Origin of the sequence: Micromonospora sp. KC723 (assembly GCF_004348595.1) — a bacterium.
Lineage (GTDB): Bacteria > Actinomycetota > Actinomycetes > Mycobacteriales > Micromonosporaceae > Micromonospora.
Window position 1 is genome coordinate 1 of sequence record NZ_SMKD01000169.1, and the last position, 10,561, is coordinate 10,561.

10 protein-coding genes are annotated in these 10,561 nt (G+C 73.7%); 4 read left to right on the forward strand and 6 right to left on the reverse strand.

Going from position 1 to position 10,561, the window contains the following annotated elements; translation table 11 throughout:
* Window positions 1-212: 212 nt before the first annotated feature.
* The 6 genes from E1165_RS25465 to pdxH form a co-directional block, all read right to left on the reverse strand.
* The gene (locus E1165_RS25465) at window positions 213-1,373 is read right to left on the reverse strand and encodes an acyl-CoA dehydrogenase family protein (protein WP_132394268.1); all 1,161 of its coding nucleotides are present in this window, start codon (window positions 1,371-1,373) and stop codon (window positions 213-215) included.
* Between the two features lie 32 nt (window positions 1,374-1,405).
* Window positions 1,406-1,711: a type II toxin-antitoxin system VapB family antitoxin gene (locus tag E1165_RS25470; RefSeq protein ID WP_132185724.1), complete on the reverse strand. Its 306-nt coding sequence runs from the start codon at window positions 1,709-1,711 to the stop codon at window positions 1,406-1,408.
* Between the two features lie 180 nt (window positions 1,712-1,891).
* Window positions 1,892-2,494: a nitroreductase family protein gene (locus E1165_RS25475; protein ID WP_132394269.1), complete on the reverse strand. Its 603-nt coding sequence runs from the start codon at window positions 2,492-2,494 to the stop codon at window positions 1,892-1,894.
* Between the two features lie 3 nt (window positions 2,495-2,497).
* Window positions 2,498-3,427 (reverse strand): aldose 1-epimerase family protein, encoded by a 930-nt coding sequence (locus E1165_RS25480; protein ID WP_132394270.1) that lies wholly within the window; start codon window positions 3,425-3,427, stop codon window positions 2,498-2,500.
* Between the two features lie 99 nt (window positions 3,428-3,526).
* Window positions 3,527-4,813, reverse strand: a complete 1,287-nt coding sequence (locus E1165_RS25485) for an MFS transporter (protein ID WP_132394271.1) — start codon at window positions 4,811-4,813, stop codon at window positions 3,527-3,529.
* A complete protein-coding gene (gene pdxH, locus E1165_RS25490; RefSeq protein ID WP_132394276.1) occupies window positions 4,810-5,439 on the reverse strand; it encodes a pyridoxamine 5'-phosphate oxidase in 630 nt (209 codons plus the stop codon). Before pdxH ends, E1165_RS25485 begins: the two co-directional genes overlap by 4 nt.
* Window positions 5,440-5,710: 271 nt before the next feature.
* Here pdxH and E1165_RS25495 point away from each other — a divergent pair, with 271 nt between their 5' ends.
* The 4 genes from E1165_RS25495 to E1165_RS25510 all read left to right on the forward strand — a co-directional run bounded on the left by E1165_RS25495 (window position 5,711) and on the right by E1165_RS25510 (window position 10,488).
* Window positions 5,711-6,817: a citrate synthase 2 gene (locus E1165_RS25495; protein ID WP_132394272.1), complete on the forward strand. Its 1,107-nt coding sequence runs from the start codon at window positions 5,711-5,713 to the stop codon at window positions 6,815-6,817.
* A gap of 232 nt (window positions 6,818-7,049) precedes the next feature.
* A complete protein-coding gene (gene serC, locus E1165_RS25500; protein ID WP_132394273.1) occupies window positions 7,050-8,177 on the forward strand; it encodes a phosphoserine transaminase in 1,128 nt (375 codons plus the stop codon).
* A 186-nt stretch (window positions 8,178-8,363) separates the two neighbouring features.
* Complete coding sequence (gene sepH, locus E1165_RS25505) at window positions 8,364-9,440, forward strand: septation protein SepH (RefSeq protein WP_132394274.1); 1,077 nt, start codon at window positions 8,364-8,366, stop codon at window positions 9,438-9,440.
* Between the two features lie 61 nt (window positions 9,441-9,501).
* Window positions 9,502-10,488, forward strand: coding sequence for an aldo/keto reductase (locus E1165_RS25510; protein ID WP_132394275.1), 987 nt, complete (start codon window positions 9,502-9,504; stop codon window positions 10,486-10,488).
* The last annotated feature ends 73 nt before the right edge of the window (window positions 10,489-10,561 follow it).

The window sequence follows — 10,561 nt, forward strand, 5'->3', positions numbered from 1 at the left end:
CGCCCGCCCGGCGCGGCCCCGGGTGGGACGTCGGACCGGGCAGGCACCGAGTCGGCACCCGGATAGCCGGGAGACTCCCTGGTGGGCTCGTTGATGTCACCGTCGCGGGCCATCACCCTCACCGTCCTCGTCAGACACCTCGTCTGGTGATGACGGTACGGCTCCCGTGCGACACCCGCCCGTCGAGTGACCCGGACGGGTGAACCGACAGGTCAGACGAACGCGGAGAACCCGGTGAGCTGCTGGCCGATGACCAGCTGGTGGATCTCGGAGGTGCCCTCGTAGGTCAGCACGCTCTCCAGGTTGTTGGCGTGCCGCATGATCGGGTACTCGCCGGAGACGCCGTTCGCGCCGAGGATGGTGCGGCACTGCCGGGCGATCGCCAGCGCCTCCCGCACGTTGTTCAGCTTGCCGACGCTGACCTGCGCCGGACGCAGCCCTCCGGCGTCGGCCAGCCGGCCCAGGTGCAGCGCGAGCAGCAGGCCCTTGTTCCACTCGACGGCCATGTCGGCGAGCTTGGCCTGGGTGAGCTGGAAGGCGGCGAGCGGCCGGCCGAACTGGGTCCGGGTCGTGGCGTACGACAGGGTGGTCTCCAGGCAGTCGCGGGCCGCGCCGAGCGCGCCCCAGACGATGCCGTGCCGTGCCTCGGTCAGGCAGCTCAGCGGGGCCTTCAGCCCGGTCGCCCCGGGCAGCCGGGCGTCCGCCGGCAGCCGGACGTCGTCGAGGACGATCTCGCCGGTCGGGGAGGCCCGCAGCGACATCTTCCGGCGAATCTCCTGGGTGCCCACCCCGGGGATGTCCACTGGCACGAGAAAACCTCGCACCCCGTCGTCGGTGCCCGCCCAGATCACCGCGACGTCGGCGACCGGCGCGTTGGTGATCCACATCTTGCTGCCGGAGAGCACCCAGTCGTCACCGTCGCGGCGGGCCCGGGTGGCCATCGAGGCCGGGTCGGAGCCGTGGTCGGGCTCGGTCAGCCCGAAGCAGCCAATCGCCTCGCCGGCCGCCATCGCGGGCAGCCAGCGCTGTTTCTGCTCCTCGCTGCCGTAGCGCCAGATGGCGTACATGGCCAGCGAACCCTGCACCGACACCAGCGAGCGGACGCCGGAGTCGCCGGCCTCCAGTTCCAGGCAGGCCAGCCCGTACGCGACGGCGGAGGCACCGGCGCACCCGTACCCGCTCAGGTGCATGCCGAGCAGCCCGAGCCGACCGAACTCGCGGGCCAACTCGCGCGCGGGCACCCGGCCCTCCTCGTACCAGCCGGCGACGCGCGGGCGTACCCGGTCGTCGACGAGCCGGCGCACGACGGCCCGGATCTGCCGCTCCTCCTCGGTCAGCGATGCCTCGACGTCGAGCAGGTCCAGCGGGCTCATGGCGGACACCCTAACGAATGTTCAGGCCGGGGTCACTCGCCCTGCCCGCCCAGCACCAACACCCGGGCGTGGATCTGGTTGCGCTGTTGCAACGCGGCGCGCAGCGCCCGGTGCAGCCCGTCCTCCAGGTAGAGACCGCCGTTCCACTGCACCACGTGCGGGAACAGGTCGCCGTAGAAGGTCGAGTCCTCGGCGAGGAGCTTGTCCAGCGCCAACTCCCGCTTGGTGGTGATGAGCTGGTCCAGCCGCAGCGGGCGCGGCGGGATCTCCGCCCACTGCTTCAGGGTGAGGTTGTGCTCCGGGTAGGGACGCCCGTCCCGGACCGCTCTGAAGATCACGGCACGCTCCCCTCCCCGTGGCCGGGCCGACCGACGGCGTGGAGCCGGGTCACGCCGTGGCGCCGCGCGGCGCGGCACCGATGACCGTGCCAGCCTAACCGCCCGCACCACACCGCGTTTTACTCCCTCATGCCGGTTTCGCTCCCGCCGGTACCCGCCCGGAACCGGGCGGATCCCCGCTCAACTCCACCGGCCGCGCCGGACCACCTCGGTCACCGGTCTACGCCCTCGGCGCAACGACGGTGACCGGTGGTCGACAGCCCGGTAGCCCACCGTGATCGCACCGATCGGCTGGTACTCCTCCGGCACCCCGAACGCCGCCCGGTACGCGTCCAGCCGCTGCGGCGGGATACCGAAGAAACAGGCCCCCAATCCCTCGTCCACGGCGGTGAGCAGCATCAGCAGCGCCGCGAAACCGGTGTCGACGTACCAGTACGGCACCGGCCACCGCTCGGCCGACCGGTCCGCCCAGCCCTTGTCCGGCTCGGCGTACCGCTCCAGGTAGGCCGAACGGTTCGCGTGCGGCACCACGATCAGCGGCGCCCGGCGCATCCCGGCCAGCCAGCGCTCCCGCCCGCCGCCGCCCGGGGTGGCCGCCGACCAGAACCGCTCCCGGTCCTCCGCCGCCTCCAGCACCAGGAAACCCCAACCCTGCGCGAAGCCGGCCGAGGGCGCCCGGACCGCGTGGTCCAGCAGCCGGTCCACCACCTCCGGCGGGACCGGGCGGCCCGGGTCGTAGTTGCGGACCATCCGACGCCGCCGGACCACCTCGGCGAACTCCATCGCTCAGGCCCCGGGCCGCAGGCCCCAGACGCCCCGCCAGGTCGCGCCCGGCTTCAGCGCGATCAGATCCCTGCCGGACCGGAACGCGTCCGCCGGGCAGGTCATCGGCTCCACCGCCACCGAGCGGCGGAACCGATCGCCGGTCAGGGTGTCCCCCGTGTAGACCTGCCACCACCCGAACTCCCGGTCCGCCCAGATGTGCAGAGCCGCCGAACCGTCCGGGGCGGCCAGGGTCACCGCCGACCCGCCGTCATCGTCACGGACGACGTCGCCGAAGGCCAGGTCGAGCACCGCGTCGCCGATCGGCCGGGGCTCGGTGAAGTCGTACTCGGTGCCGGCCACCGCGGTCGCGCCGACCGGCAGCAGCCGGCTGTCCAGCAGCACCCGGGACCGTGCCGGCACCCGCAGCGCCGTCTGGTCGACCGGCACCCCCGGCACGCGCAGGTACGGGTGCACGGAGAAACCGAAGGGCGCCACCTCCGCACCGGTGTTGGTCACCTCGTGCTCGGCCCGCAGGCCGTCCGCGCCCACGCTCCACCGGCTGCGCAGCCGCAGCGCCCACGGGTACCCGGGCTGCGGCGGCAGGTCGTACCCGATGGTGACCGCGTCCGCCGACTCCTCCAGCAGCTCCCAACGGACCCAGTTGACCAGGCCGTGGATCGCGGTGTGCCGGGACGGCTCGGACAGGTCGAGTTGCAGGGACCGCTCACCGAAGGCGTACGCCCCGTCCCGGATCCGGTTCGGCCACGGCGCCAGCACCTGACCCGCCGAACCGGGGCAGACCTCGTCCGCCTCGTACCCGTCGACGAAGTCCACGCCGTCACACCGGTACGACCGCAGCCCACCGCCCACCTCGACGATGACCGCCTCGTGCCCGTCGGCGGCGATGGTCCACTGTGCACCCGAGGGCGGGCGCGGCGCGACATTCTCCATGCTCGCGACCTTAGTCCCTGCCCAGGGCCGGGCGCCGGACCGGTTCGCCGGCGTCTCACCTGCCGGTGCGCCGCCCCGGCCCCACCCCCGACCGCCGGCTCAGTTCCGGCCGGCGGCCGTCGCCCGGTAGCGCAGCAGCGCCGGGAAGAGCGTCACCAGCACGACGACGAGCGCCGCCGCGGCCAAACCGCCGCCGACCCAGGCCACGCCGGAGCCGAACCCGGCCGCCATCGCCCCCGCCCGCAGGTCGCCCAGGCGCGGCCCGCCCGCGACCACCACCGTGTTGACCCCCTGGAGCCGGCCGCGCATCCGGTCCGGCGCGTAGCTCAGCAACATCGACTGGCGCAGCACCGCGCTGACCAGATCGGCCGACCCGGCCACGGCGAGCAGCAGCACCACCAGCCAGAGCTGCCGGGCCAGCCCGGCCAGCGCGATCGCCACGCCCCAGCCGACCACCGCCAGCACCAACGCCACGCCCTGCCGACGCAGCCGACCGATCCAGCCGGAGGTGAGGCCGCCCAGCATCGCGCCGATCGCGATGGCGCTGTACAACCAGCCCACCGTCGCACCGCCACCGAACCGCTCGTGCGCCACCTCCGGAAAGAGCGCCCGCGGCATCGCCAGGATCATCGCGATCAGGTCGACGGCGAACGACAGCAGGAGCACCGGCGTGGCGGCCAGGTAGCGGAACCCGTCCAGGATGCCGGCGAGACCGCCGCGACGGACCTCCCCCTCGATCGGTGGTGCCGGCGGCATGGCGGGCAGCCGCACGGTGGCCACCACCAACCCGGTGAAGAGCACCGCGTCCAGCGCGTACGCGACCGGCAGACCCGGACCGTCGCCGAAGGCCGCGAAGATCAGCCCCGCCGCCAGCGGCCCGGCCACCGAGGCGGCCGTGAAGGTGGTGTAGTTCAGCGTGCTGCCCGCCGGTACCAGCTCGGGCGGCAGCAGCCGGGCCAGGATCGCCGACCGGGCCGGCGAGCTGATCGCGAACGCGGTGGAGTGCACGGTGACCAGGGCCAGCAACGCCACCGGGTGGCCGGTGCCGAGCAACGCGTGCCCGAGCAGACCCAGCATCGACGCCCACAGCAGCACCGAGCCGACCAGCAACACCCGGCGGCGGTCCCGGGCGTCGGCCGCCGCACCGCCCCACGGCCCGAAGACCAGCAGCGGGGCGAAGCCGGCGACGCCGAGCAGCCCCACCCAGAGCGAGTCCCCGGTCAGCGCGTACATCTCCACCGGCACCGCGATCGCGGTCAGCTGGAAGCCGAACATGGCGAGTGTGTTGCCGAGCCAGATCCGCCGGTACGCCGGCACCCGCAGCGGGCGCAGGTCGATCGCCCAGCGGCGCGCGACCCACCCCCGGGCCGCCTCGGGCGGGGTCACGGGGCCAACCGCTCCACGACCCACTCGCCGCCGCCGGAATGCCGGAACCGCAACCGGTCGTGCAGCCGGCTGGCCCGGCCCTGCCAGAACTCCACCGTCTCCGGGCGTACCCGCAGCCCACCCCAGTGCGGCGGCGCCGGAATCGGCTCCACCTCGGCGAAGCGCTCCGCCGCCGCCCGGTACGCCGCGTCCAGCGCGGCCCGGTCGGGGATGACCCGGGACTGGGTGCTGGCCCAGGCGCCGAGTTGGGAGCCGCGCGGCCGGCCGGCGAAGTACGCCTCGCTCCGGGCCCGGTCCAGCCGCTCGACCCGCCCGGCGACCACCACCTGCCGCTGCATCGCGAACCAGGGGAAGACCAGACTGGCCCACGGGTTGACGGCGGCCTCGACGCCCTTGCGCGAGTCGTGGTTGGTGAAGAAGACGAAGCCCTCCAGGTCGTAGCCCTTGAGCAGGACCGTGCGACCGCTGGGGCGACCGGCGGCGTCGGCGGTGCCGACCACCATGGCGTTCGGCTCGGGCAGGCCCGCGGCGACCGCCTCGGCGAACCAGCGGTCGAACTGGGTGTGCCAGTCGGGGGCCAGGTCGGCCTCGGACAGGCCCACGTCGGCCACGTACTCGTTGCGCATGGCCGCCGGAACAGGTGTGTCGCCGGTCACGTTCTCTCTCCCTCCCGCCGGGCTGCCGTCGTCCCCGACGCTGGCCAGCCCGTACCGGACAGTCTCGCCGAGGCGACGCCGTCGCCCAGCCGGGGGGATGTCACGCGCAGCACAGCCCCTGCGGGTCGCGCACCCGGTTACTCACCAGGCAAGATGTCACGAACACATCCCAGACGGTCGCCTACGGTGCTGGGCCGGACCGGGCCCGCGGCGGGCGCACCGACCACACCCAGGAGACGACATGTCCGACTTCAAACCGGGCCTGGAGGGCGTCGTAGCCTTCGAGACCGAGATCGCCGAACCGGACCGCGAGGGTGGCGCGCTGCGCTACCGCGGCGTGGACATCGAGGATCTGATCGGTCAGGTCTCCTTCGGCAACGTCTGGGCGTTGCTGGTCGACGGGCGGTTCGGGCCCGGCCTGCCGCCGGCCGAGCCGTTCCCGGTGCCGGTGCACTCCGGCGACATCCGTGTCGACGTGCAGTCCGCGGTCGCCATGCTGGCCCCGTACTGGGGTCTCCAGCAGTTGCTGGACATCTCCGACGAGCAGGCCCGCGAGGACCTGGCCCGGGTCTCGGTCACCGCGCTCTCCTTCGTCGCCCAGTCCGCCCGCGGCCTGGGACTGCCCGCCGTGCCGCAGAAGGAGATCGACAAGGCGGAGACGATCGTCGAGCGCTTCATGAAGCGCTGGCGGGGGGAGCCCGACCCGCGGCACGTCAAGGCCGTCGACGCGTACTTCATCTCGGCCGCCGAGCACGGCCTGAACGCCTCCACCTTCACCACCCGGATCGTCGCCTCCACCGGCGCCGACGCCGCGGCCTGCATCTCCTCCGGCATCGGCGCCCTCTCCGGCCCGCTGCACGGCGGTGCCCCCTCCCGGGTGCTCACCATGCTGGAGGCCGTCGAGCGCAGCGGCGACGCCGAGGGGTACGTCAAGGGCGTGCTCGACCGGGGCGAGCGGCTGATGGGCTTCGGCCACCGGGTCTACCGGGCCGAGGACCCGCGCGCCCGCGTGCTGCGCCGCACCGCCAAGGAGCTGGGCGCGCCGCGCTTCGAGATCGCCGAGGCGCTGGAGAAGGCCGCGCTGGCCGAGCTCCAGGCCCGCCGCCCGGACCGCGTGCTCGCCACCAACGTCGAGTTCTGGTCGGCCGTGGTGCTGGACTTCGCCGAGGTGCCGGCACACATGTTCACCTCGATGTTCACCTGCGCCCGAATGGGCGGCTGGAGCGCGCACATCCTGGAGCAGAAGAAGCTCCAGCGGTTGGTCCGGCCGTCCGCCCGCTACGTCGGACCGGGCACCCGCAAGCCGCAGGAGGTCGAGGGCTGGGATGCCATCCCGCACGGCGTCTGACCGGTACCCGAAGAGGCCCCGCCCGTGCCGGGCGGGGCCTCCGCGCGCCCGGTGTGGCGCTTCTCACCGGTCCGCCGACCGGCCACGCCGCCGGGGGACCTCCCTGTGGCGCACGACTCAGCCCCCGGGCCGGGACCGACGGCCGGGTGGGCCGGTTCGGGTGCGAGGATGAAGGCCGGCAGCGCTGCCGGACCGGGCCCGCCCTCGCCCACGCGGAAGGATCGAGACAACCGTGGCTGACGCACCGACCATCCGGATCCCTGACGACATCAAGCCCGCCGACGGGCGGTTCGGCTGCGGGCCGTCCAAGGTCCGTCCGGAGGCCGTCTCCGCTCTCGCCGGCGTGGCGACCAGCTACCTGGGCACCTCGCACCGGCAGAAGACCGTTCGCGACCAGGTGGCCCGGCTCCGTCGCGGCATCGCCGAGTTCTTCTCCCTCCCCGAGGGCTACGAGGTGGTCATCGGCAACGGCGGCACCACCGCCTTCTGGGAGGTCGCCACCTTCGGCCTGGTCCGGGACCGGGCCCAGTTCGCCAGCTTCGGCGAGTTCGGCGCGAAGTTCGCCAAGTCCGTCGCCGACGCGCCCTTCCTGGGCGAGCCGACCGTGCGCAAGTCGGCGCCGGGCAGCGCCCCGGCCCTGGTCGCCGAGGCCGGCGTGGACGTCTACGCGACCCCGCACAACGAGACCTCGACCGGCGTCGCGGTGCCGATCAGTCGGGTAGCCGGCGCCGACGAGGACTCCCTGCTGCTGGTGGACGCCACCTCCGGCGCGGGTGGCCTGGAGGTCAGCGTCGGCGAGACCGACGTCTACTACTTCGCCCCGCAGAAGTGCTTCGGCTCCGACGGTGGCCTCTGGCTGGCCCTGATGTCGCCGGCGGCGATCGCCCGGGCCACCGAGATCAAGCAGTCGGGCCGCTACATCCCGGCCTTCCTCGACCTGGTCACCGCGATCGACAACTCGCGGCTGGAGCAGACGTACAACACCCCGGCGCTGTCGACGATCTTCCTGGCCGCGGAGCAGACCGACTGGATGAACGCCCAGGGCGGGTTGGCCTGGGCGGCCAAGCGCACCGCCGAGAGCGCCGCCGCCGTGTACGGCTGGGCGGAGCGCTCCGAGGTGGCCACGCCGTTCGTCACCGACCCGGCGCTGCGCTCCAACGTGGTCGCCACCATCGACTTCGCCGACGGGGTGGATGCCTCGGCGATCGCGAAGGCGCTGCGCGCCAACGGCATCGTGGACACCGAGCCGTACCGGAAGCTGGGCCGCAACCAGCTGCGGGTCGCGCTCTTCCCGGCGGTCGAGCCGGCCGACGTGGAGGCGCTGACCGCCGCCATCGACTACGTGGTCGAGCGACTCTGACCGGCGGTCACGGTGGGTGGCCACCGGGCGCACCCCGGCCACCCACCGTGATCATTGCCGCAGCTCAGTCACGACATGCGGGTGTCGCATCCCCCACCTTCGGGTAGATGAGCGTACGGTGGTGCGAGACGCCCGGGTGGCCGGCTCGTGGCGTGACGGCCAGCGAAGCGGGACGGAGGCAACGCCATGCGCCCAGTACGCTTCGTCGCCCTCTCCGAGGACGGCCAGGCTCTGGTGCTCGCCGACGAGGTCGGGCGCCTGCTCGCCCTCCCCATCGACGAACGCATCGCCACGGCGCTGCACGCCGAGCCCGGCGCCGCACCGCTGTCCGTGGTGCCCGCCGCCGCCGACCCGACCCCGTCCCTGTCCCCACGGGACATCCAGGCCCGGATCCGCTCCGGCGAGTCCGCCGAGGACGTCGCCCGGATCGCCGGTGTCCCGGTCGACCGCGTCCTGCGGTACGCCGGCCCGGTGCTTCAGGAGCGGGCCATGCTCGCCCAGCACGCCCGGCGCACCCGGCTCAAGGGTGCCGAGAAGGCGACCCCGCTCGCCGAGGTGGTCAACGGCCGGCTCGCCCAGCACGGGATCGACACCGAGAAGATCTCCTGGGACGCGTACCGGCGCGACGACGGCACCTGGCGGGTCATCGCCACCTGGCCGTCCGGCAAGGCCACCGCGCAGGCGGTCTGGGATCTCGACAAGACCCGGCAGCACGTCACCCCGCACGACGACATGGCGCAGTATCTCTGCGCCGAGCGCCCCACCCCGATCCTGGGCCAGGAGCCGGCGCCGGAGCGTGGCGGCCACGCGCTGCCCGGCCCCTCGCGGGGCGAGCCGAGCCGGGGTGGGCACGGCCTGCCGACGGCCGCCGAGTCCCGTCCCGGCCGGGATCCGATCCGGGCCGGGCGGGACGCCCTGCTCGCCTCCCTCGACCGGCCGCTCGGCGGCACCGGCGGGCGCGGGCTCGACCCGCGCTCTCCGGCCGCGCTGGCCGGCGGCGACGCGCCCCGGCAGCGGGCCGTCGGCGGGGGCGCGGCGGCGTTGCTCGGCGGTGGTCAGGGTTCCGCCTTCGACGACGACTCGGACGCCCCGAAGGAGGTCCCGGCCGTGCCGTCGCTGGCGGTGCTGCGACCGCGGCGGACGGGGGCCTCGGCGGGGCCCGCCGGCGAGTCGACCGAGGCCGGCGGCAAGCCGCGTAAGCGGCTGCCGAGCTGGGACGACGTGCTCTTCGGCAGTGGCCCGGCGGCCCGCGAGTCGTCCTGATCTCCGCCGGCCACCCTGGCCACGCGAGGCACTCGGAGTGCCGGCGTGCCAGGGTGGTCCCATGGAGTACACGAATCTGGGCCGCACCGGCCTCTCGGTGAGCCGGCTCTGCCTCGGCACGATGAACTTCGGACCGCAGACCAGCGAGCCGGACAGCTTCGCCATCATGGACCGGGCGCTGGAACACAGCATCAACTTCTTCGACACCGCCAACGTCTACGGCTGGCAGACCGGTGAGGGGATCACCGAGCAGATCATCGGCCGCTGGTTCGCCCAGGGCGGCGGGCGGCGCGACAAGGTGGTCCTCGCCACCAAGGTGTACGGCCGGATGGGCGACTGGCCCAACGAGCAGGGGTTGAGCGCCCGGCACATCGTCCGGGCCTGCGAGGACTCGCTGCGCCGGCTCCAGACCGACGTCATCGACCTGTACCAGATGCACCACGTGTCGCGGAGCACGCCGTGGGAGGAGATCTGGCAGGCGATGGAAACCCTGGTCACCCAGGGCAAGGTGATCTACGTCGGTTCGTCCAACTTCGCCGGTTGGCACATCGCGCAGGCACAGGCCGCGGCGGCACGGCGCAACTTCCTCGGTCTGGTGGCCGAACAGTCCATCTACAACCTGCTCACCCGGCACGTGGAGCTGGAGGTGATCCCGGCCGCGCAGCACTACGGGCTGGGGCTGATCCCCTGGTCGCCGCTGCACGGCGGGCTGCTCAGCGGGGTGCTGCGGAAGATGGCCGAGGGCGGCGCGGCGCGCGGCACCAGCGGCCGGTCCGCCGACGGGCTGGCCGAGCACCGGTCGACCGTCGAGGCGTACGAGAAGTTCTGCGCGGACCTCGGCCACGATCCGGCGGACGTGGCGCTGGGTTGGCTGCTCTCCCGGCCCGGGGTGACCGCCCCGATCATCGGCCCGCGTACCGTCGACCAGCTCGACCGCAGCCTCGGCGCGCTCACCGTCACCATCGACGAGGCGACCACCCAGCGGCTGGACGAGCTCTTCCCGCCGGTCGGGAAGGGTGGTCCCGGCCCCGAGGCCTGGGCCTGGTGAGGATTCCCCTACCGGGCCGCGGCGGCACCGATCCGCCCGCCGTGGCCAGGTAGGGCCCTGATCCACCCCACCC